Origin of the sequence: Levilactobacillus koreensis JCM 16448, assembly GCF_001435525.1 — a bacterium.
Lineage (GTDB): Bacteria > Bacillota > Bacilli > Lactobacillales > Lactobacillaceae > Levilactobacillus > Levilactobacillus koreensis.
In genome coordinates this window covers 1-23,002 of sequence record NZ_AZDP01000059.1, presented here as the reverse complement: position 1 = coordinate 23,002, position 23,002 = coordinate 1, and the positions used below count along the sequence as shown (strand labels likewise).

The following is a 23,002-nucleotide window of genomic DNA, read 5'->3' as shown; positions in this document are numbered from 1 at the left end:
ACGTTAAGCCACCCATGGTCTGCTTCCAGGCCTCATCGTGACGTGGGTCAACAGACCATCATTAGTCATCTGAGTGGCAAAGTTAGGTGCCTTAATCTTCATCTGATAGCTTTAGTGTGTACACGTGCTCGGTCGCAATCTTAGTAATATTGTCCAATTGAGCAATGTGTCTTTTCTGACCAACGTAATACGTTTCCGAATCAATTGCGTAATCAACCTGGTTACCCTCCGTGTCGTAAACGTCGACTTCATGTTCAGGATTAACTTTAAAGTCAGTCCACAAGGGGACTTGATTGTGCCGGCTATGAGCGGTCACAATGGACGCCTGATAGCACAGTTTAGCACCAAGCGAGCGATACAGACTATTTGCTGGCACGTCATCTAACGTATAAATCAGGAGTTCCCCACCTCGTGGCTGTAGTCGGCGAATAACTTCGTCAATTAAATCTCTTGCAATCCCCCGATGCTGGTAGTCAGGATGCGTAGCCACCGCATCAAGCGTGGTCAGCACAGTACCCGCATTAAACCCATAACTTTCGGGGTTGGCCTGAGTCGCATCCAAATAGACGGCATCAACCAGACCCACGACTTGCTTATCACTCATTGCAACTAAAGAAATTCTACGATTTGTTGGAATATCATCCCGCTGATCAGTAATTTCATCGGTAAACGAGCTGTGCATGTAAGCCAATGCGCGACAACGGAGCCAACTTTCCTTTAGGTCTGGCGTGTAGTCTTGAATACTAACCATTTTCCATCCTCCTCGGCATTCTCTAATCATATTTTAATATAGCGTTCAGCTTAAGTCACTTAAAAAATGAATGATTGCTCGGATGAAAACATCATTACTCGGTTCCATCATATTTTTTTCGCACGTTTTTAGCGGCCTAAGGCACAAAAAAAGCCGACCAGCAATTAAGTTGATCAGCTCTATTCCATTTAGTTATCCTGACGTGTCGCGGCCAAATCAATCTCCCGCACGTTAACTTCTTGGGGCATATCGTAGATAAACTTCACCGTTTGCGCCACGTACTTCGGATCTAACGTTAGGCCACCCATGGTCTGCTTCCAGGCCTCATAGTCCTTCAATGCCCCTTTGTCCGTGACGTGGGTCAACAATTCGGTCTCACCAGCTCCCGGTGCGACCAGAGAAATCCGGACATTGTCGTTAGAAACTTCCTGCCGAATGGTTTCGGACAACCCGTGAACGCCAAACTTGCTGGCAACGTAAGCCGCATGATTGGCGAAGGCTTTGAACCCGGCAATGGACGACATGTTGATGATGGTCCCGTGATGCCGCGCAACCATGGCCGGCAAGACAATCTGCGTCCCGTTGAGCACACCCATGACGTTGGTGTCGAGCATCGTTTGCCATTCCTTAGGGTCCTGTCGTTGAACGTTTCCTAACAGCATAACACCTGCATTATTGATCAGTAAGTCGGTGGCGCCATACTTGGCTTCAGCCGCTACGATGGCTGCCTTCAACGCGGCCTGGTCGGTCACATCAACAGCGGCCGTCATAACATTAGTGAAGTCTAATGGTAGCGCCTTGATTTTCTCCACACGCCGTCCCAGCAATAATAGTGGGAACCCCGCAGCGTTGAATAATTTAGCATCTTCTGCCCCGAAACCGGAACTGGCACCGGTGATCACAACTAATGGTTTTGTTTCGCTCATCATAATATCCTCCCAAATGGTCTGTCTTTAATCGAATAATGGTAGTATAGAATCTAGAGTTAACTCTAAGTCAACCCGTAAATTCAAAAAGGAGTTTTATCTATGAGCTATTCGATTGGCCAAGTGGCCGAGAAGCTATCCATCAGTCCCTACACCCTCCGCTATTATGACAAGGAGGGCCTCTTACCGTTCGTCGACCGCAATGACGCGGGACGGCGGCGCTTCAAAGATAACGATTTTAATTTTCTAGAAGTCATCGTTTGCCTCAAGGAAGCCGGCGTCCCGGTCAAACAGATCGGTAACTTCATCGACCTGTGCATGACTGGTGACACCACCTTGCAAGCCCGCTACGACTTCTTAGCAAAGCACGAGCAGAAATTAGTGGCCAAAATGGCTCAGTTGCAACATACGCTGGATTTTCTGCGGTGGAAGAAGTGGTACTACAAGACGGCACTACAGGCGGGGACGGAAAGTATTCACTATTTGCCGGGAACGAATCACGTTGATCCCGCGGTACATGCGGAGTTTGAGCGGTTGGTGGCGGATGGCGGTAATCCGGAAGAACTTGGGAAAATTTGAGTAAGTGACAGGATTTATCTTTAAGGCATTTAACTAAAAGGAGCGTATTTGACATGCAGACGAAAAACTATTTTTTAGGATGTAATTATATTATCGATTTAGTCGATGGCAAATGGAAACCTTCCATCATTTGCTCACTCGGTTTGGGTGATAAACGATTTGGCGAGCTTCGCCAGTACTTTCAGCGTCTCTATGGTGTTGCACCGGCCGAAAAAGTTTTGAGTGAACAACTCCATCAGCTGATTGCTCACAAGATGGTTAAACGAACTAGTTATGACGTCATGCCAATGAAGGTTATTTATTCATTAACAGACAAAGGGAGGGATTTAAAAGCCCTATTAATCCAGATGACTCAATTTGCGGAATCTATACAGGATGATTCTGTACACTTTAAATATAGTTCCAAAGCCATGTTGGGATTAGTCGATTTGGATTTACAAGAAAACTTATCAGATGAGTGAACACACTCCGTTTGGAGGCTAGTTTCTAATAGCCAGTGACCCTATTTGCGCCGTACTACTTACCTCTAAGTAAGCAGCTTACAAAAGAGTGCCTACTATTCGTAAGCAAAATACTGATTTATAATAGTTAGTGAAGTAACAAACAAAAAGGAGTTTTCAACTATGAGTAGCTTAAATGATCCCCTAACTTTTCGCCATGGCGCAACTGTTGATAACCGTTTTGTCCTTCCACCTATGCTGACTAACAGTGGTGAAGACGGCTATATTACTCCAGATACTATTGACTATTATCACGCTCGCGCTAAATCCGGCGGTCTAGTAATGACTGAGTACATGTACGTCACAGAAAACGGTGGCCCGGCGCTGACTTGGAAACGGGGCCGGGAACAATTAGCCGCCTATGACGATAAGTTCCTGCCCCAGCTAAAGAAGCTTGCTCAGACGATGAAGCATTCCGGTAGTAAAGCTATTATGCAAATTGCCCACACTGGCCGGGAAGCAAATTATCGTGCAATGCAAGGCAAAAAAGTTTACGCACCAACGGGCTTAGAAGACGGCAGCGATTTTCCATTTCTTGATTACAAGGTCCACTCACTATCAGATGAACAAATTAAAGACATCATTGCCGGTTTTGGTAAAGCCGCTAAACGGGCCATTGACGCCGGATTCGATGGCGTTGAAATCCACGGTGCCAATCATTATCTCATCCAGCAATTTGTATCCGCTTACTCAAATCACCGTACCGATCATTGGGGCGGCTCCGTTGAGAAACGTATGAATTTCCCATTAGCGGTGGTTAAAACCGTTATGGAGACTGTCAAGAAGTATGCGCCTAAAGACTTTATTGTCGGCTATCGAATTTCACCAGAAGAAATTCACGGTAAAAACGTTGGTTATACTTGGCATGAATCCACACAATTAATCAACCAAATCACTAAGCAATTTGATTTAGACTACATTCACCTTTCCATGTTGAATTTTGATTCAAAACCTGGTGATGCATTATTGCTAGACACCGATGGCGAGGCAGACAATCAATTTAAGGACTCTGACAAACCATTTGCAACCCTCTTCAAGCCATGCTTAAACGGGAGTAAAGAGATTATTGTTGGTGGGATTGATAGCAAAGAGAAGGCCGAATCAGCTTTGTCTTTGGCTGACTTAGTCGCTGTTGGTCGAGAAAATATTATTGACCCAGATTTTGCCGAAAAGATTTTAAACCATCAAGAAGACCAAATCATCACTTCATTATCCATCGAACAAACTAAGAAGAACCACATGACACCAGGGCTAATTGATACCTTCTCTAGTTCAGCTACCGCAATCCCACTATCAGGTGCTGAAAATATTCAACCCCTACACCAAGGCTTTGGTGGCTGGACTGAAATGACATATCCAGACAATAGCGAAACTAAATAATCGTATTGATTACCTATAGAAAAGCAAGAAGTAGATCTATTAATTTCATCGTTTTCAAAAACCTCGCTTGGCTCATTAGCGAGGTTTTTTGAACGGCCAATTTTACTTTTCTAATAAGGAAATATTGTTTTTTCCCTTCTAGAGATGACTTTACCGTCTTAGTTTGTCGTACTTAATATGAGTAGGCTACCAAGGCACGATACCATCAATATCTGAAAACGTGCCGGAATCGGTTAACGCATCAGAAGTGGCCAATTCTACAGTCCGCGCCACACCCACTTGCACGGTCCGATTACCGCCACCGCCACCAAAACTGGTGTCCACCCAACCAGGATTGACGGCGTTTACCGTGACGGGCGTTCCCTCAAGTTCAGCGGCGAGTTTGACGGTGAACATATTGACCGCCGACTTAGAGGCCTGATAGCCAGATGCTTGTAGCTTGTGGATACTGGTACTGACATCGCTGGCCAGAGTCAATGACCCCACTGCACTGGAGATATTGATGATCCGGCCAGCCGGCGCTGCCTTCAAAAGTGGTAAAAAGACCTGCGTGACGTCGATCAAGCCGAAATAATTCACGTTGAAATCTTGCCGAATTGCATCCAGTGGCAATTCTGACGGCTTAGTCTCATGATCAACGGCAATACCAGCATTATTGATTAGGATATCTAAATTAGCGATACTCTTTTTCGCGGCAACAATCGACTCATGGTCGGTCACGTCTAACTGTACCGCCTGAGCTTGAACACCAGCGGCCTTGAGCTGGGCAACAGCGGCCTGTCCACGAGCTAAATTCCTAGAACCAACATAGATATGCTGGCCCTTCAAACCAAGTTCTAGGGCTAATTCATAACCCATCCCGCGATCAGCACCAGTAATTAATGTCTTGATAGTCATATCCATAGCTTCCTTTTCTGTTATGATGGATTTACTATATCAGCCTAACGTAACGGGAGGTCAAGTCAAAATGGAAAATAAACAGGTAATGCGGATCGGTGAGTTTGCGAAAGCCGCTAATGTTACTATTCGAACAGTCAGGTATTACTTAGAGTGTGGCCTATTACCACCGGAAAAGCGCAATGAAAATAATCAACGGCTCTTTAATGATGAGGACCTACACTGGATAACCAATTTACATTATTTGCGGGAAGCCGGCATGTCGATTGTTGAATTGCAACACTACACTGCCTTAGTACGTGAAGGCGATAGCAGCTTACCGCAACGAATTGAATTAATGCGCGAGCAGCGTAAGCGCGTCATCGCTTCGATTGCTGACAAGCAGGAACAGCTGAAAGTGATTGATCATAAGCTGGAGCGGTATTTAGCTGGAGATAGTTCGGTGATGTGAGCAGCATAAACCAAAAGGCCTCGATGTCGAGGCCTTTTGGTTTATCGTATTGTGTTACTTATGTCATTGGATTTCCGTAACTGTATATGGCGAAAACGGCTCTTTCCAGATTTTGGTGCATAATCAGTCACAAGGAATTACAATGTCAGGAGATATCATTCTATGGATTTAACCAATATCCTCGATTTACCCAACACCATTGTTGCTGATTTCTCTGTTTATTAGAATCGTTATCAGATTAATTGCCACTCAACGGTTTCAGAAGACTACTGTCCTGATTGTCATTACATCACTTTTCGGACAAAGTCTATTACCTGAGAAAGCTCCAGAACTTACCGATAACTGATCATCCAGTCTATTGGGCTATTCGCTTACGTAAGTTTGTTTGTCTGAATTCCTGCTTGCGGTCGCCATGTCTTTACCGAACGGCTCTCTTTCGCTGCTAATAGTGCTCGCCGGACAAAACGTTTGGATGATTTTATTCTTCGTACAGTCGTGGACCAAAGTTCAATTGTCACGGAAATGTTACTCGGAAAAGTAGGAATCACTATCAAAGAAATTCGTCTAAGAAATTAGATGTCTCTAGGGTCATCAAATATTCGGTCATTCATTGACAGACTTAGTATACTCAGCCTTTTTTGTTCTGAATCACTAATTCCCGATGAATCTAGTTTTTCCTTAAGTATAGCAACTATATACTGCATCCCGTTATCGTTTCCCAAATCAATTGTTGCTTTAAGACTTTCTCCCTCAACACTCTCTAACACATCATGAACTACAAACCTGGGTATTTTTATATCTTCAATTTTAGCAAATTTTTGATATGCCATATCATAGGCCGCAATCAGTGACTTCCTTGTCCCCGTACTAGTACCATTTAATTCACGAATAGAAATAGGAAATTTCGTGATATCTGGATTGTAAGTCAACATCGGTCTTTCACCATTAATCCGCTCAGAAAAAGCCGTAAAGTACTGATTAAACAATGCCATTTTGCTTACGTACACTGGTTTTTTTTCTTCTGAATTCTCTTCTAAATTAATAAGTTCACTCTTAATATTTGCTTTTTCATCTTCAAAACGTCGCATTGCTTTCAAAAGTTGTTCCTGACTACTTATTTCCCGTGTACGTTGATTAAACCTATCCGTTAGAGTTTCGTACTCCTTCAATTTGTCACTAGCAACCAATGACATTAATTCTTCATTCCCATGTGTTAAATCAGATTGCTTTCTTTCAAGATCGGATATTCTATTTTTTAGATTTACCTGAATTTCCTTCAAATACTCAATTTTGTTTCTATACAGTTTCTCGTTAAACTGAACCAACTCATCAAAACCTTTTTTAACATCTGGCACGGCTAGCTTTACTTCATCAAAAAAGGCCTTCGTTAATTTACTGTCAACCGCTTGACTTGCATCCACTTCAGTTGCTTTAATTAAGCTTTCATTTCTTCTCAGCTTATAATTGAGATTACCAATAGTATCTGACAATTGAGAATATTGAGCCCGTATATCAGAAAATTTAGTCCTATTATTTTCAAAGTATTTAACACTAATGATGTCATTTAACTGAGACTTTAGAACCTCAGACTCATTATTCAAAGCAACAATTATTTGCTCAATTTCAGCTGGCTTTTGAGCATGTTGAACATGTTCATACTGTTTTTCAGCATCCGAAATTGATTTTAACTTCCGTTGAAGCTCACCTCTTTTTTTATCAATTGATGGATCAGATATATGAAACAGAAAATTATAAACGCTTCTATAAACTGACTTACTAGCTCTTGGAATATTTCTCAGGAATGAATCCACATCGCCAGCCATAGATATCCGAATAAATGAATTAATCAATTGCCTAAAGGTTGGTGCATTATCCTCATTATCAAATAATATTTGATTTAATCTTTCTCGATATGCATTTTGATTTATTTTTTCCCCATCAATAAAGTAATGTCCACCTTTATTCAACTCAACTTGTAAAATATACGACTCTTCGGGTTGTTTTATTTTATCAACCAGTGTCAATTCAACAGCAGATTTATTATCATCAATGTATTTCTCCAAATCGTTCTCAACACTATTAGTCCCAGAATCATAATAAATGTGATCTCTATCTTTCGCTCCTAATGCCACATCAATCAATTTTAAAAAGGTTGTTTTACCAACTTTATTATGTTTAGAAGACTTATCCGTATCTACAATAAAGTTAACACCATCATGAAATTTTATATTCTTAAGTATATATCCGTCAACCATATTAATGACTCTAAGATTTCCTATAAACATACAATTTTCCCCCTTTCACTAATAGTTATCTTGCCTAATAAGAACAAAAAGTCTAAAGCTAACGAATAAACCTCTATATTCACATTTTTTTTCAATATATCCTTTGAAAGAAGTGTAAGTAAGGATGCATAGTCCATTCCCTTATTATCTTGCAAAACCCCCTGAATTAATGCAGACAGATAGAAAACGGTATTGATTGGCTCCTTATTTCGATCAACTAGTAGCATTATTAATCACCACTTTCTTCATTCGGATTCTTCAATATCTTACATTTTAATATTCCATACGACATGAGGCCATAGACAAACGCATCCATCTTTAATTCTTTAATACTTGAATCAATAAATCTCGGATCATGAGTTATGGACCTAGATATCTTCTCATAAATCTCGTCCAATTGCTTATCCCCATCACCAACAACTAATTCATGATTATAAAACTTAGCTTCATCGTAAAATAAGGTCCGTAACTTTCTCATTATTGGTTCACTGTCTGGAAAATCCTCTGAAATCTTTAAAATTGTAAACTGCTCTTCAAAATACTCATCAAATATAAATTTATACTTAGTCACATTATTGTATAATAACTTTTCTTTGAATTTAGCCGGATTTGTATTTGCAAAATCTACATTCCCCGGTATATCCGACGTTACGAATATCTTTAAGAGTTCATATATTTCTGACTCAGTTAAATCGCCAGAATTATATCCAAAATAATTAGTAACGTGATTATTGTCCCCGTTTTGTTGGATATTATCGTTACCACGTATTACTTGCCTATTACTTGTCATGTCTGTTCACCTTAATTTTATTGCGGTCCCCCATTTGTTGGTAAGAATTATTGCCTTTTACCTTCATATTGTTCTTTTCATAAAGGTTCTTCATCTTCTTAATTTCCCTTTGGTTGTAAAAACCCAAGCCAGTCCCAATGATTCCTAACACAGAAGCTATAATACTTAGAATCGTATCTACAGACATCATTTTTCCTCCAAAGAAAATACCTAATTTCAGTTATTATACAACATCATCTAAATAAAAACACACGTTCGCTTGTTACATTTAATTACTTTGGGGCCTTAAGTTGACTAAAGTATTACCTCAAAAATCCGAGTTATTTATAACACGATCCGCATCAGACTAATCTGCTATTACAAATAATGACAGTTTTCAAGCACTGTCATTCAATATCTTTTGACCAATATCTTTTGACTTACAATTCGTAGTATTTCAGCTAAGATCTCCATTGAAAACACACTTTCTCAAAACCTTGATGGTAGCGAAAATTGTCGTTCCGGAACGCAATCATCACAATCGGATGCCATGCTCAGTGGCATCTATTTCAATAATATCGCCATATTACAACGTATGAACTCCCTAATAGTGCACCAATCACATTGGTTTTAGCAAAATGTATTAATACAGTTAGAGTAATGAGATGTGGCCTCAAAACACGATACAATTGCATTATATAGTCCTAAAACTGTATGCGGTAACAGATAAACGATTATTTTGTGAATCGCAAACTAACGCCGGCTAACATTGATGATCGAAAGCTAGTCAAAGAGTTACCGCAAAATTTCTCAGCGCACAAGGATTTAGCGAACGATAGTATCTTAGCCATCCGTCGCCTTCAGCAATAGCTTAAGTCCCGAGAAATCAACTTCTGGTTCCCACTATAAAAGGACATTTGGGACTCAGACCACACTAACTCTTCGCTTTTTGAAAAGTCAACGGCAACACATCGAGACTAATTTTAATAGTTTCAATACAGTAAGCCACTTTGGACATCCAGGAACCTGTACGCTAAGTGGTTTGCGAACAAACTAGTACTACTCGCTATCTAACCTCGTCGCCACTTTCATCATCCACTATCTCAATATACTTCTTCATAAGAGCTAACGCATCCATATTCAATGCTTCCGCCACTTTAAGTAGCATTCCTAAAGTCATTTCCGTACTTCCTGCTTCGATATTTCGCCAATGATCTACACTAATCCACGAATTGTCTGCAGTCCCAAAATCATTATCCACAGAATTAATGAATTTTTCACTAGATACACCATCTTTCCCAAAGTTGCTACGTCGTACAGTAGCAATGTATTTTCCAAACAAAACATCTACAGGATCCTTATACTTTCTTCGTGACATAGTGTTCCTTTCTGCTTTTCGTACTATAGTACGTTGATATATTAAAAAATATGAAGTAAGCTTTTAACTGTTCCCCGGAACAAAGGTGACAAATATGTCAACCAAATTATAAGGAGGTAGCTAACTATGGCTACACAAGAGTTCAAAGTCACAACAGATCAATTTAGGACCGTCTCCGCGCCCAACAACATCTCGCGACAACGAAATGAGAAGCAATACTTTCTACTCGTTAATTTTGCAGACCTTCCATCAGATTTTCCCACAGAGGTAAATCCCCGTGCACAAAAAATGCACACCAAGGTCGCTGTTAGCTTAATTAACGGAGTTACAAATAATGAATCTGATTTCTATCTTAATAATCGTGGAATCGTATTATCGGCAAAATCTATTAGCTACAATCCTAAGTCAAAATCTGCAACTATTGACTTGGGAGATGGGTCTGTGGAAGACAATAATACCTATGGTGTTATCGATGGCGGCCACACTTATCGGGCCATCATCGAAAATCGAGATGAAGTCATTGATTTACAAAAAAAATACGTTCGCTTGGAAGTCATTACCGGCGTTGAAAATCTAACAGCATTAAATTCTGCCCGAAATAGTTCAGTTTCTGTTAGTGAACAAGCTTTAGCTAATCTAGCTGGTAAAGCGGATTTCATTAAAAATGACCTAAAAGGATCTATCCTAGACGGAAAGGTTTCCTTTAAAGATAATGAAAATCTGCCTGTAGAAGCTATCGACTTAGTACGCCTTATGTTCGTTATGAACATTGAAGAATTTGGTGAAGATTCTGCACCAACATCAGGATATTCCACAAAAACCGGAACTTTCAAACGATTTGAAAAATCAATAGATACTGCCAAAAAAAATAATACCCCATCTATCTATTTAGCCTTATCAAAAAAGTTACCAGAACTTGTCGAGCTATATGAACATATTGAGCAAGAGCTCCCTCAATACTATAGTGCATATAAAAAAAACAATGGACAAAAAATCACTAAATTTGGCAGAGTTACTGGTGTGACCCCTAATACCAAAAAAGACCAATTCTCTACATTTACAAATACACCTATCACCTACTCAATTTCATCTGGCTATATCTACCCAATATTTGCTTCTCTACGTGCGCTTCTAAAATATGATATCAGTACCAATTCTCTGGACTGGGCCGTATCCGACCCAGAAAAATTTTTAGACGGAATCGGATATAAATTAGCTGAAACAGCTTTTGAATCAAACGATAACAACCCCAACAAAACTGGTAAGGACCCACAAGTCTACAAAACAACATATGCCACTGTTGAATTATCAATGCTAAAAGAACTGTCTAGACATAACTAATTTGATCACTCAATTAATCTGGCTTTCGTAAAATATTCAGTTGAATAATTAACAAGAGAGATCTGCTTCTCAATGCGTTCCTAAAGCCAAGTTGGAAATAACCTAGCTCTGGGGACACTTGAGCTGGCAGATCCCTTTCTTCTTACGAATACTTTCATTTTCTTAACCCCCCCATCACTTATGATACGGACTTCCCTCATTAATCATAAACGCCCGGTAAACCTGCTCCGTCAGCACCAACCGCATCAGCTGGTGAGGCAGCGTGAAGCGGCCAAACGAAATCTGTGTGTCCGCGCGCTTCAAGACCGCCGGCGTGAGGCCCAGCGAGCCCCCGATGACGAAGGTGATGTCTGAGTGGCCGTATGTCGTCAGGTCCTTGATTTCCTTGGCGAACTCCTCCGATGAGCGTTCCTTGCCCAGGATGGCCAGCGCGTAGACGTATTCGCGGTCCTTAATCTTGCTCAGGATGCGTTCACCCTCCGCCGCCATCACCTGATCCATTTCTGCCTGCGACATGCTTTCTGGTGCTTTTTCATCTGGCACCTCGACGATTGAAAATTTGCAGAATCTGGAAAGCCGTTTGGCGTACTCCGCGATGCCCTGTTTGAAGTATTTTTCCTTCAGCTTACCCACGACGACAAACTTGATGTTCATAATTATCCTCCTGTACACAGGTTGTCCACAAAGTTATCCACAGGTGCACAACCTGTTTTCCTAGATGTTGGGGTGGTCGTTTGACCGACCCCCAACATTTATTTTTTTGTAAAATGTCAATCTCTAATTAGTTATCCACCGTTTTTTGACAAAACGTTCGTTCGGTCTACCCGCTTACAATCCGCGTGGCTATTAGGTTTGTCAGCCATTATTCGACGAAAAACTTTTTCTATCCACAGTTATCCACCAAGCCTGTGGATAACTTTTGCACCGGTTCCATTGCCGGTCCTGACCTGTTTATAACTTTTCCGCCGGGGCGTTTCCTTTTTCGTCCCCCGACTTATCCACAGTTATCCACAAGCCAATTTTTGCGTCTGAATTACTTTTCCCATTCCGACGCTTTCGTTCGGCCGGACAACCAACGGAGACGTTTTCATTCAACCGCGGCTGTCCTTAAACTTCGGCTTTTCATTAAACAGTTTATCATACCCAAAAAGCGACCGGTGAGAAAACCCACCGGTCGCTTTCATTTTATCTAAATTATGATTCGGAATTAGCTGACGTAGTCGTCTTTAATTGTGACGTCGTTTCGGTCAATTTGACCTTCGTCGTCTGCTTCTTACCATTGTGATAGTAAGTCATCGAGACCGTATCGTTCAGCTTGTACTTGTACAGGATATCACGCAGCGTAGATTGGTCCGAAATCTCATGACCACCCATCTCCGTGATGACATCGTACTTGCTCAAGCCAGCCTTCTTCGCCGGTGACCCAGCGCTCGCACTCATCACCACGACCCCATTTTCCACACTAGATGGCAACTTCAGGATCGACTTCTGTTGTGAGCTCGACACGTTGGCCAAATCGACGTAGGTGATGCCCAACGCCGGCCGCACGACCTTCCCGTTCTTGACCAACTGATTGATAATGTTGACCACTTCGTTCGATGGAATGGCAAAACCCATCCCTTCAACGCTGGTCCCTTCGGCATCACTGGCGATCTTCGACGACGTAATGCCGACGACTTGTCCGGCTACGTTAATCAGTGCCCCACCGGAGTTCCCGGGGTTGATGGCCGCGTCGGTTTGGATAACCGTCGCGTTCCCGGTCTGCGTACCAGCTGAATTCGTCGTTTCCACGGTCCGTTTCTTGGCGGAAATGATCCCTTCCGTCAGCGAGGTCGCGTACTGGCTACCCAGTGGCGACCCAATTGCCAACGCCGTTTCGCCGACCTTGATCTTGTCGGAATTCCCGAAGGAAGCGACCGTCTTCAAGTCCGCGCCATTGACCTTCAGCACGGCCAAGTCGGTCACGGAGTCCTTCCCGACCAATTTCGCCTGGAGCTGCTTACCCGAACTCGTCACCACCCGCAGTGCCGATGACCCGGACACCACGTGGTTGTTGGTCACAATGTAGGCCGTGTTGCCGGTCTTTTTGTATACGACCCCGGACCCTTCGGACGCTTCTTCTAGTTCTGACTTCGACTTCGAACTCGAGCTAGAGGATTCTTCGCCGAACAGTTGGCCCAACGTGCTGTTGTTGCTTTGCTTTTGCAAATTGATCACAGAGACCATGGCACCCTTAACTTGGTTAAACGCCTTGGTCGACTGATTGTTCACGTTGACCGTAACGTTCGAGGTCTTGGTATTCCCGGTCGTATTACTACCGCTAGGAACAGCCGTATCATTTAACCCACTATTATTAATGTAGTTAATGCCGCCGTAAGCGACACCCCCACCAAGAAGCCCCGCAACGGCAGCGGTAACGGCGACCTTAGTTAAGGTCAAGCCCTTCCGTGGCCGTTTTGGTGTTTCCGGCGTCGGTGTGATCTCGCTATTATTAGTTGTTTGGTTGTTATTAGTTTCTTGACTGTTATCATTCTTGTTATCATTAAATTGATTATTGTTATTATTATTGTCCATAGCATTGCGCGAACGCGCGAACCCTCCTCATTCGTCGGTCAGCAGGCCAACGGCTTCCGACCGCTTAGTTTATAAATACTATCATAACGACCGAGTGTGAAGTTTTTTTGATGAATCAGTGCTGAAGTCCTAAAGTTTACCGAATCTTACAAAAAACGGTGCGTGGTGCCTACAGTGCAACCAACGGCGTCGCTTCTTCCGGATTCGTGTCGATCAGCTGGAAATCATGGCCGACGCCAAAATCCCGATTTTCCATCATCGACGCCACCGTCAAGTGACACAGCGACTGCATGTTGTTGTGCAGGCTCCGGTGTCCCAGATAGATTTTCTTCGTCCGGTTGCCCAGCACGTCCATCAACGCATCGGCACCCTCTTCGTTTGACAAATGGCCCTTATCGCCCAGAATTCGCTGCTTCAGTGGCCACGAGTACTCGCCCATCCGCAACATTTCCACGTCATGGTTGCATTCCAACAAGTAGGCATCGGCATCGGCGATCACGCCCTCGACGTGTTCGGAGACGTAGCCGGTATCGGTCAAAATGACGAAGGTCTTACCGTGGTAATGGATCGCGTAGAATTGCGGTTCCGCCGCATCATGCGACACGGAGAAGCTTTCCACGTCGATGTCGCCAAACGTCTGGACCGTGTCCGGCGCAAACAAGTGCTTTTGGGCCAAGTCGACCTTCCCGATTTTCGAGCTCATCGCGTCCCAGGTACCCTGGTTGGCGTACACGTTCAGCTGCTCATAGCGCCGCGCCAAAATGCCCACGGCCTGCCGGTGATCCGAATGCTCATGCGTCACCAATAACGCGTTAACGTCCTGCATCTTGCGGTCGATGTCGCCCATTAATTTCTCAATCTTCTTGCCGCTCAACCCCGCATCGATCATGATCCGTTCGTTGGGGCTCTCCACGTAGCACACGTTGCCCGTACTGCCACTGGACAACACGCTGATGCGTAAATCATCTGCTACTGCTGTATTCGTCCGCAAATCCAATTTGACCTCTCCTTAGCTTATCCCGCAGCAACCGTTGGCAAATTAAGACACCCGCCAAACCACTTACCCGGGAACACGTAAATTTCAATACCGTAATCATACCGCATCTTGCCGCCTTTGTAACTAAATATCAGTCCAAAGGAAAAGGGCCGGCCCGTCACGAACCGTCCCCCGCTTCCATGTCAATTTTTACCTATTCACTCATGCTCGTCGCGCCACTGACCGATTTCACGCTACTGTTCGTATCGAGAATTGCCCCGGTGAACGCGTTGACTCGCTTGATCTGCAGGACGCCCGCGTTATTACCGCTATTGGCTTTGACCGCGATGACCCAGGTCGGAATGTACACGCTACTATTCTTCAGATCGAAGTAGCGGGTATATGCCAGCTGAGTCCAGATGACCTTGGTGTTATTGGCGATCTGGTTATATTGGTACAGCCAGATCAGCGCCTTGCGTTCGGAAATGGTATCCGTCTTTTCCCGCAAGGTCGCCACGTTGGCCAGGTAACCTTGCGTATACCCGGTCACCGTCCCATCGTTGGTCATGCTAAAGCGAATCTCGCCAAACCGCGAGTAGATCTGACCGTCCGTCACGTGTTGCGTGTAGACGATCGTGTTCTGGCTCGACAGCTGGGCGTTGTATAGGTAATGCGTACCATACAGAATCAGCGCGCCATTATTGACCACCGTATCCAACGTCTTATCCGGATGTTTGACATCCACGTTGGTCACTGGCGTCTTGAACGTCGAGGTGATCAGGCCATCCGTTTCGTACCGGACGGTTTGGTCGCTCAGTTCCGTTAACTCACTCTTGATGCCATTGTTATTGGTCGTGGAAATGTAGTAGCCTTCGCCGCTCTTCTTGGATGGGCTGCTAAACGAAATTTCGTCGGCGCGCATTTCTTTTACGATCGTCGTGTCGCTATCTGCGGATTTACTCGAGGTCGTATCGGTCTGCCCCGTCGTATCGCGCTGGAAGGCGACAAACAAGAAAATATCAATAACAATGAACGCCACTAAAAATAACCATTCAATGCGTCGAAAATCCATGCTGGACCGCCCTCCTTTACCGGAATTACTGCTGTTGTTTCAGCAGTTGCGTGTAGGTCTTCCAGCTCCCGTTGTAGTAAACATACCAGGTTGGCGTCAGGTTGACCACCTTATCGGACGACGTGGACGTCACCCACTGATACCCTAACTGCACGGTCGAAATCTTACTCTTGTTATATCCCGCCGCCGTCAATTGATTCATCACGCTCTGTGTACTTGGCAGCGAAACGGCTTTTCTATCGGTCGGCACGGGAACCTGCAAGCTGTACAGCGAGAAATTATACCGCCGAACACCCTGCGACAACATTTGGATCCGCGCCGCACCGTAATTACTTTGATTAAAAATAGGGAACCCTTCAACGAAGCTGCGGTACGTGACCGTCGACCTCGCGTCATTGTAGCCGTAGTAGCGTAAGTTTTCCATCGGAATCCCAATAGACTTGACCGCACTATAGCTGGCACTCAGCGCCTGACTGAATGTAAACGTCGACTGCAGGGCACTGTAATCCTCATACAACGCCGTTCCCCGCTTATTGTAAACCGTCAGTTGCCGCGATGCCCCATCACTATAGATGGTATTATCCTTGTTCTTCTTGGCTGAAACGTTAGTCGACTCCCCCTTGTTCAGGAGGCGCGTCGTAAAGTAGTCCGTCGACTGCTGGTTGACCAGGTAACTATAGGACGGCACCGTCACGCTGTTGGTCACGTAGGGCACGGCTTCTTTATTCAGCCACTGCATCTTCACGTTGATCCGGAACAGATTTTCCTTAAGAATCTTGCGGAGTTCCTTGACGTTGCGGTCACGAACCCTGACTTGATAGACTTCCTGATTCTTGTCGTTCAACAGGTACAGGTGCTTACTGTCATTCAGGGGGATCATGATCCGCGAGATCTCGGCATTGTTACGATTTAGACTGCTACCAAAGACCTTGTTAAACATCTTCACGTTGATTGGTGCCGCGTACGACATCAAAATACTACTCTTCATGTTCAAATAGTGCATGTAGTCCGCCTGCGAATTGACCTGAATCTTTTGCACCCGACCCAAGTCCCATTTTGCCAAGGACTCGCGAATCTCCGTGGTCAGGTTAACTTTTCGGTTATTCAACAGTTCTTGATTACCTAATTCGTTACTATACAAGACCTGCGTCGGCAAATACACGTCCTTTTGGGGCCGCGTGTTCAACTCCGTTGTTGGCGTATTCGAACTCCGTTGCCGGTTGCGCTCATACTGCGCAGGGTTCGTCCAAATCATGGCGGACAACGTCACACTCACGACGACGGCAAGGGTCAATCCCAGTGGTAAGAACGCTTTAGTTATCTTCATCCCAGAGATCCTCCTCATCGTACGGCTTGTAAGGCAAGGAAATGTAGAACGTTGATCCGCGACCTTCACGGCTGTCGACCCAAATTCGGCCGCCCAACATCTGAACGACTTCCTTAGAAATCGCTAAGCCCAGTCCAGTCCCGCCTTGGGCACGAGAGCGGGCCTTGTCGACACGGTAAAACCGGTCAAAGATCCGCGGAATATCTGCCCGCGGAATCCCCAGCCCTTGGTCAGAGACGCTCAGAATGACGTTGTTGTGCGTTTCCAGCAAGCGCGCGGTCACGACCCCACCATCTGGTGAGTACTTGATGGCATTATTCATTAAGTTATCCAACACCTGAGTGAAGCGATCGGTGTCGATTTCAACCCACAAATCACGCTTAGTAAAGTCCCGTTTGATGGTATAAGTCTTTTCTGGCCGGTCATCTTGCTTCAACATCATGTCAAAGCGGTCGAGAACATAGTTAAACAGCTCGTTTAAGTTGACCATTTCCAGATCGACCTTTTGCGTCCCAGAATCCATCCGTGACAGGGTCAACAGGTCATTGATCATCCGAATCATCCGGTCGGTTTCCTCTTGGGTGACCTTCAGGAATTGCGGTGCCACCTTCGGGTCCTTCCAGGCCCCTTCGGACAGTGATTCGATGTAGGCCCGGACACTAGTCAACGGCGTCCGCAGTTCATGCGACACGTTGGACACGAATTCCTTACGGTCCTGATCGATTTTCTGTTGTTCGGTGACATCATGCAAGACACAGACCAGTCCTGAAATGAAGCCAGATTCCCGCTGAATCAGTGAGAAGTAGGCCTGCAAGATGAGGTCGTGTTCCTTGGTTGAAAAATCCAAGACTAAATCGTCCGGGTCTTCCAGCAGTTCGCGCAACGTGTAATCGTCGCGAATTGCCAATAGATCCAGAATAGATTTGCCAACCGCGTCATCCGTATCGGTATCCAAAAAGCTCGTGGCCGTTTCGTTAATGATGGTCACATTTCCCCGGCGATCGGTCGCGATAACCCCGTCGGTCATGTGGGCCATGACGGAATCCAGCCGCCGCCGTTCGGACTCGGTCGATTCTTGCGCCTCTTCGACCCGCACAGACAGGTTATTGACGGCACTCGCCAGTTGTCCCAGCTCATCGTTGCCGTAGACGTGGACGTGTCCGGAATAGTCTCCCCGCGCAATTCGCAGCGTCTGTTTCTTCATTTCATCAATCGGTCGCGTAATTGCGCGGGAAATAATGATGGCCATGACCAGTCCCAAAATAATCGCCACAAACGTCGCCGAGAAGTAAATCAGCGTGATTTGATTAATATTTTGATAGACCGAGTCCAGACTTGACCGCATGTAAATAACCCCGACCAATTCGCTATTATTTCCCTGAGTACGAATCAGCCGCGTAATCGTGGTGTAATAACGACTATTATTCTGTGAATTATAAGTCGTCCGCACCACGTCGCGGTTATTATAAATGGCGTTCTTAATGTTATTGTCAGTGGTTTTTTGCCCAACGATTCCTTGATTATCGACTTCATTGGTTCCCCGAATGGTCCCCTTGTTGTCGATGACCCGAATCTGGGCGTTATTGGTGTTGTTGATCTCAGACAACGTCGACTTGATCTGCTTATCGGCCTTGACCGTACTAGTTGGCGACAACTCGTCAGAAAGACGATTGGTAATGTACGTCTGTACGACCTGTTGGGCTTTAAACGTATTTAAATTTTGCCGCTCCAACTGCCGCACGAATACGGCACCAACGATCTCCAGCGTCAATAGTAGGAGTAGCGCGAAGACCAGCGCGATTTTAAAATGAATCGACTGGAAAAATTTTATTTTGCTATTCACGAAGTCACATACTCCTCAATGCGAGATTTAGCGTTACCGCTAGCTTAAGCCTGGTCGGAATCAGGGTTCCGTAAGTAGTAACCGACACCCCGCCGCGTCACTAACCACGTTGGATGACTCGGCGCATCTTCAATCTTTTCTCTGAGCCGCCGAACGGTCACATCCACGGTCCGCACGTCACCAAAGTAGTCATAGCCCCACACCGTCTGTAACAGGTGTTCACGCGTCATGACTTGGCCAATGTGCTGGGCCAGGTAGTGAAGCAGCTCAAACTCCCGGTGGGTCAACTCAATGTTGGCGCCCCGTTTGGACACAGAGTAGGCTTCTGGATGGATCGTCAAATCACCGATCTCAATGTCCTGGTTCTCCGGTTCCTCAGGTTGGGCGTGCGCCGCCGTATTTTGCCGCCGCAGGTTTGCTTTGACCCGAGCGACCAGTTCCCGGTTAGAGAATGGCTTCGTGACGTAATCGTCGGCACCCAATTCGAGGCCGAGCACCTTATCCAGTTCGGAATCCTTAGCGGTCACCATGATGATGGGCATGTCATGCTTCTTACGAATCTCACGGGCAACTTCCAGCCCGTCAACTTTTGGCAACATCAAATCTAGGATCACCAGATCGGGGTTACCCTCTTCGACCTGTTGAATGGCGGCTTCCCCGTCGTAGGCCACATCGACTTCGTAGCCCTCTTTTTCAAGGTTAAATTTCATGATATCAGTAATCGGTTTTTCATCATCAACAACGAGAATTTTCTTAGGCATAGTAAAAATTTCCTCCTTAAAGGGAAATACAAATGGGTCCGATAATTGCAGGATTACCGGCAGGCCGGCCGTTGGGTGTCATATTACCACCGTCAATGGGGCCACTACGATTAATGTACGGTTATGTTTCTTCGTTTAAAGTCAAGGAATAATGGGTCAGTCTTTATTGCCGACCCGGTGTTTTTTAGGGTGCGTTGCCCGACCTGATAACTTTCCAGTGCCGGGGAAAAGAACGCTACCTGAATTATAACACATCATGGGACGCGTTTCAGTCCCGTTCTACTAGGGATTTAAGCTTCCCTTAACGAACTATTTCCCGGGAAATAAGATGTGGTTCTTAATATTTACGGTGGGGATTACGCGTTTGCGCCGTCAACGGGTAAAATTCAGGCTTGATTCTCTCCGGGTACAGGACCTCTAAGCTGAATTTTACGACGACTGATATCTTTTGGCTGTCGGTCAACCGACGAGCTGTGGGAAATGAGCAGCAGTTGGCTCGAGGGTTTGGTTCATTCGTAAAATAGTTGGCTTAATTAATTTTGAATCAATTATCTCTTTCTACTGACTTGGAAAATAATTTCCCTCCACATTTAATGGGCCCGTAATTCATAACCGGGAAATAATTCGGCGAAATTTAACCCGTTAGAAAATAATTTTAACTTTTTGGAGGAGCTAAAGCCTTCAAATCACGCCAGCCGATACCCCGTAAAGGCGAAAACCGATATTATTTTAAATTTTTTTCAACGTACCGGACAGAACGAGAATTTCCCGGTATTCCGCGGGTTTTCCCGGCTTCCGTTTGATAAAATACTCAATATTTTTGAATAAAAATCAACTTTTTTCTAAAAAAGGGTTGCGCACCCCCCATCCGCATGATATGATAGTTCTCGTTGATATGGAAGACATACAACAACTTAATCACATGGGCAGTTAGCTCAGCTGGCAGAGCAACGGACTCTTAATCCGTGGGTCCAGGGTTCGATCCCCTGACTGCCCATCACTTACTAATCAGCTTTCACGAAGTTAACTTCGTGGTTGCTGATTTTTTTGTATAGCAAATTAATAAATATCCGCTACGTCTATGTTTATTCATTAAGAGTGTTCGTCAGGGGCTGCCCTGGCGAACACGTTTCCGAGGCCGTCAAACCATCACCGACACCTCCAGCCTAATGAAGCAGTCGCGCAACCGGAAAACTTTATAGAGGTGATTGGCTTTGGAACAGCAACAAAAGAATAATCGACTATCTTATCGAATTGTAGCCCTCTTTTTGGGATTGATTCTCAATGCTTTTGGAAATGCTCTATGTGTCTCAACCAACACTGGTAGCGGTATTTGGACCGCTGCGGGGGTTAATATTTCCAATTGGCTACACGTAAACGTTGGCCTCATTCTCCTGATTATTGGTTCCTGTTGTGCCCTGATGAATCAATTTTTGATTCGCCGGGTCGACATTCCCCGCTTCATTGGCGAGGTCGCCTTCACCTCTTGCTTCGGGTACTTTATCAACCTATTCGTCGCCCTTTTTGCCAAATTAGGAGTTCCCAACCTGCCACTAGGCTGGCGGATGTTGCTTAGCTTAGTAGGTGTCACCATTTTTGCCAGTGCTATTTCCATCTATCAGCGCTCAAACCTCATCATGCATCCCAACGATGACACGTCAAATATTCTCCGATTCATGTACCTTGGTGGTCGCGCCACGGCCTCACAGCTCATTAATTTCATCCCACCAATCATCATGATCACGATTAGCTTTATTTACACCCACCAAATCTACTCGGTCAACGTGGGAACGCTCTACTCGATCTTCTTTAACGGCGTCATCATCGCTGCGGCCGACAAGCACATCATGCCCGGGTTGCACCACAACTTTCGGGTTCCCCACCAAAATTAATCCTTACCGTCATGCCAATTTTAGGGATGACGGTATTTTTTTGACTTACTTGTTAACTCGGCGAACAAACCACTGGACAGGCCTGCCCTTTGAGGCCTATTTTTAAAATAATAGGTTAGCTTAACCATTAATTTAGCAACCATTTTAAAAGGAGTTTCATTTTATGAGGAAATCAATCATCTGGCTCACCATCGGGTTACTGCTCGGCGGCAGCATCCCCGCCAGTGCCGCCACCAAAGCAACCACTCCGGCGACCAAATATCGCTATGCCACTAATCGGGCGCCCTACTATCTGAAGTCCACCAGCACTTACTACCGCAGCGTCTGGGCGAGTGCGCGTAAGGCCTGGACCAAATCAAAGGCCTTCACCTGGACACAAAAAAAGAGTGCCCAGACCAAGTCCTACACCACGACCGTCAGCAAGACCACCGGCATCTGGGCCAGCGCAACCGGTATCGCCTACGTAGGCAAAACCTTTGACCCCAGCGGCGCGCAAACTGGGGCGGGCATGTACCTCAACCGGGCCATTTTAAATAAGTACAAGTACACTAAGCAGCAGCGCGTCAACGTTGCCACCCACGAAATGGGCCATGCGCTAGGCCTCAACCACAACGCGACCGGATCCGTCAGCGTGATGAATCCAACCAATCGCCGCCACAATATCGCCGCGTGCGATATTCGTGGCGTCAAGGCCATCTACAAAATGCCGCTGACGGCCAAATTAACCACCATGACGGCCGCCGCAAAACCCGAGATGGTCGTGGACCACAATACCGACTATAACGGTCAAAACGGCCTCACCGCCCTCAAAAAGGTCGCTCCCGTCATCGTTGAGGGAGAAGTCATCAAGAGCGTCAGCCACCACAAAGCTCCCAAAAACTACTACACGACTCAGACACTGACCGTCGACCACGCCTTCAAGGGAAAAATCGGCAAGACCATCACCTTCACCCAAGCCGGCACCACCCACATGGCCGTGGCCGACAGCGAAATTTTACATACCGGTGAAGAGGTTCTGGTCATGTTGGCCAAGGATCCAGCTGGCAACTACTACGCCATCAATGATGGGCAAGGTCTGTTCATTGAAACGGATCACGCCGCCCACCTCTTCGAGCACGTCTCCGATCACGCCATGTATCAGGAAAGTACCTTGCATTAACTAAAAACACCAATCATGCCCGTTCTAGCAACAACAGTGAGACTAAAACTAGGCAACCTGGTGGGTCCTTCGCCTTACTGGCCGGCAGATATGGGCTGGAACGGTGCGAACACAACTTGAAGCCTCGAAAAAGCCGAGTCT

At 45.3% G+C, this 23,002-nt stretch carries 22 protein-coding genes and 1 tRNA gene; 8 read left to right on the top strand and 15 right to left on the bottom strand.

The window, feature by feature from the left end:
* Window positions 1-91: 91 nt before the first annotated feature.
* Window positions 92-751 carry a GNAT family N-acetyltransferase gene (locus FC99_RS04830; RefSeq protein WP_048733603.1) on the bottom strand — a complete coding sequence of 220 codons (660 nt, stop codon included), beginning with the start codon at window positions 749-751 and terminating at the stop codon, window positions 92-94.
* Between the two features lie 188 nt (window positions 752-939).
* Window positions 940-1,677, bottom strand: coding sequence for an SDR family oxidoreductase (locus FC99_RS04825; RefSeq protein WP_048733606.1), 738 nt, complete (start codon window positions 1,675-1,677; stop codon window positions 940-942).
* 102 nt (window positions 1,678-1,779) lie between these two features.
* On the opposite strand from FC99_RS04825, the gene FC99_RS04820 reads away from it, so the two are divergent.
* The 3 genes from FC99_RS04820 to FC99_RS04810 all read left to right on the top strand — a co-directional run bounded on the left by FC99_RS04820 (window position 1,780) and on the right by FC99_RS04810 (window position 4,136).
* On the top strand, window positions 1,780-2,256 hold the full coding sequence (locus tag FC99_RS04820; protein ID WP_048733608.1) for a MerR family transcriptional regulator: 477 nt from the start codon (window positions 1,780-1,782) through the stop codon (window positions 2,254-2,256).
* 53 nt (window positions 2,257-2,309) lie between these two features.
* Entirely contained in the window at window positions 2,310-2,717 is a 408-nt protein-coding gene (locus tag FC99_RS04815) for a winged helix-turn-helix transcriptional regulator (protein WP_048733609.1), read from the top strand.
* Between the two features lie 162 nt (window positions 2,718-2,879).
* Entirely contained in the window at window positions 2,880-4,136 is a 1,257-nt protein-coding gene (locus FC99_RS04810) for an oxidoreductase (protein ID WP_048733612.1), read from the top strand.
* Window positions 4,137-4,322: 186 nt separating this feature from the next.
* Here FC99_RS04810 and FC99_RS04805 read toward each other — a convergent pair whose 3' ends face one another.
* Window positions 4,323-5,033 (bottom strand): SDR family NAD(P)-dependent oxidoreductase, encoded by a 711-nt coding sequence (locus tag FC99_RS04805; protein ID WP_082153204.1) that lies wholly within the window; start codon window positions 5,031-5,033, stop codon window positions 4,323-4,325.
* Window positions 5,034-5,103: 70 nt separating this feature from the next.
* Here FC99_RS04805 and FC99_RS04800 point away from each other — a divergent pair, with 70 nt between their 5' ends.
* Window positions 5,104-5,484, top strand: coding sequence for a MerR family transcriptional regulator (locus FC99_RS04800; protein ID WP_162258576.1), 381 nt, complete (start codon window positions 5,104-5,106; stop codon window positions 5,482-5,484).
* Window positions 5,485-6,056: 572 nt separating this feature from the next.
* Here the strand turns inward: FC99_RS04800 and FC99_RS04795 are convergent.
* The 5 genes from FC99_RS04795 to FC99_RS04775 all read right to left on the bottom strand — a co-directional run bounded on the left by FC99_RS04795 (window position 6,057) and on the right by FC99_RS04775 (window position 9,916).
* The gene (locus tag FC99_RS04795; RefSeq protein ID WP_048733615.1) at window positions 6,057-7,769 is read right to left on the bottom strand and encodes a DUF2326 domain-containing protein; all 1,713 of its coding nucleotides are present in this window, start codon (window positions 7,767-7,769) and stop codon (window positions 6,057-6,059) included.
* Window positions 7,760-7,996 (bottom strand): ABC-three component system middle component 6, encoded by a 237-nt coding sequence (locus tag FC99_RS14405; protein WP_048733617.1) that lies wholly within the window; start codon window positions 7,994-7,996, stop codon window positions 7,760-7,762. The genes FC99_RS04795 and FC99_RS14405 overlap by 10 nt, the downstream gene beginning before the upstream one ends.
* A 2-nt stretch (window positions 7,997-7,998) precedes the next feature.
* The gene (locus FC99_RS04785; protein WP_048733619.1) at window positions 7,999-8,559 is read right to left on the bottom strand and encodes a hypothetical protein; all 561 of its coding nucleotides are present in this window, start codon (window positions 8,557-8,559) and stop codon (window positions 7,999-8,001) included.
* Window positions 8,549-8,746 (bottom strand): hypothetical protein, encoded by a 198-nt coding sequence (locus FC99_RS04780; protein WP_048733622.1) that lies wholly within the window; start codon window positions 8,744-8,746, stop codon window positions 8,549-8,551. Before FC99_RS04780 ends, FC99_RS04785 begins: the two co-directional genes overlap by 11 nt.
* Before the next feature lie 858 nt (window positions 8,747-9,604).
* The gene (locus FC99_RS04775; RefSeq protein ID WP_048733624.1) at window positions 9,605-9,916 is read right to left on the bottom strand and encodes a helix-turn-helix domain-containing protein; all 312 of its coding nucleotides are present in this window, start codon (window positions 9,914-9,916) and stop codon (window positions 9,605-9,607) included.
* Window positions 9,917-10,042: 126 nt separating this feature from the next.
* Here FC99_RS04775 and FC99_RS04770 point away from each other — a divergent pair, with 126 nt between their 5' ends.
* Window positions 10,043-11,257 (top strand): AIPR family protein, encoded by a 1,215-nt coding sequence (locus tag FC99_RS04770; RefSeq protein WP_048733627.1) that lies wholly within the window; start codon window positions 10,043-10,045, stop codon window positions 11,255-11,257.
* A gap of 174 nt (window positions 11,258-11,431) precedes the next feature.
* On the opposite strand, the gene rlmH is transcribed toward FC99_RS04770, so the two are convergent.
* From rlmH to yycF, 7 genes are all read right to left on the bottom strand, one after another.
* A complete protein-coding gene (gene rlmH / locus FC99_RS04765; RefSeq protein ID WP_048733629.1) occupies window positions 11,432-11,911 on the bottom strand; it encodes a 23S rRNA (pseudouridine(1915)-N(3))-methyltransferase RlmH in 480 nt (159 codons plus the stop codon).
* 540 nt (window positions 11,912-12,451) lie between these two features.
* Window positions 12,452-13,831, bottom strand: coding sequence for a S1C family serine protease (locus FC99_RS04760; RefSeq protein WP_082153206.1), 1,380 nt, complete (start codon window positions 13,829-13,831; stop codon window positions 12,452-12,454).
* A 169-nt stretch (window positions 13,832-14,000) separates the two neighbouring features.
* The gene (locus tag FC99_RS04755) at window positions 14,001-14,828 is read right to left on the bottom strand and encodes an MBL fold metallo-hydrolase (RefSeq protein ID WP_048733633.1); all 828 of its coding nucleotides are present in this window, start codon (window positions 14,826-14,828) and stop codon (window positions 14,001-14,003) included.
* Window positions 14,829-15,021: 193 nt separating this feature from the next.
* Window positions 15,022-15,879, bottom strand: a complete 858-nt coding sequence (locus tag FC99_RS04750; RefSeq protein WP_048733636.1) for a two-component system regulatory protein YycI — start codon at window positions 15,877-15,879, stop codon at window positions 15,022-15,024.
* Window positions 15,880-15,904: 25 nt separating this feature from the next.
* Window positions 15,905-17,206 carry a YycH family regulatory protein gene (locus FC99_RS04745; protein ID WP_048733638.1) on the bottom strand — a complete coding sequence of 434 codons (1,302 nt, stop codon included), beginning with the start codon at window positions 17,204-17,206 and terminating at the stop codon, window positions 15,905-15,907.
* Entirely contained in the window at window positions 17,193-19,049 is a 1,857-nt protein-coding gene (gene walK, locus FC99_RS04740) for a cell wall metabolism sensor histidine kinase WalK (RefSeq protein WP_048733640.1), read from the bottom strand. Before walK ends, FC99_RS04745 begins: the two co-directional genes overlap by 14 nt.
* A 44-nt stretch (window positions 19,050-19,093) precedes the next feature.
* A complete protein-coding gene (yycF, locus tag FC99_RS04735) occupies window positions 19,094-19,810 on the bottom strand; it encodes a response regulator YycF (protein ID WP_048733642.1) in 717 nt (238 codons plus the stop codon).
* A gap of 924 nt (window positions 19,811-20,734) precedes the next feature.
* On the opposite strand from yycF, the gene FC99_RS04730 reads away from it, so the two are divergent.
* The 3 genes from FC99_RS04730 (at window position 20,735) to FC99_RS04720 (ending at window position 22,861) form a co-directional block, all read left to right on the top strand.
* A tRNA-Lys gene (locus FC99_RS04730) sits at window positions 20,735-20,807 on the top strand.
* 217 nt (window positions 20,808-21,024) lie between these two features.
* Window positions 21,025-21,702 (top strand): DUF6198 family protein, encoded by a 678-nt coding sequence (locus tag FC99_RS04725; protein WP_235805865.1) that lies wholly within the window; start codon window positions 21,025-21,027, stop codon window positions 21,700-21,702.
* A gap of 163 nt (window positions 21,703-21,865) precedes the next feature.
* Window positions 21,866-22,861 (top strand): matrixin family metalloprotease, encoded by a 996-nt coding sequence (locus FC99_RS04720; protein WP_048733643.1) that lies wholly within the window; start codon window positions 21,866-21,868, stop codon window positions 22,859-22,861.
* Window positions 22,862-23,002: the final 141 nt, after the last annotated feature.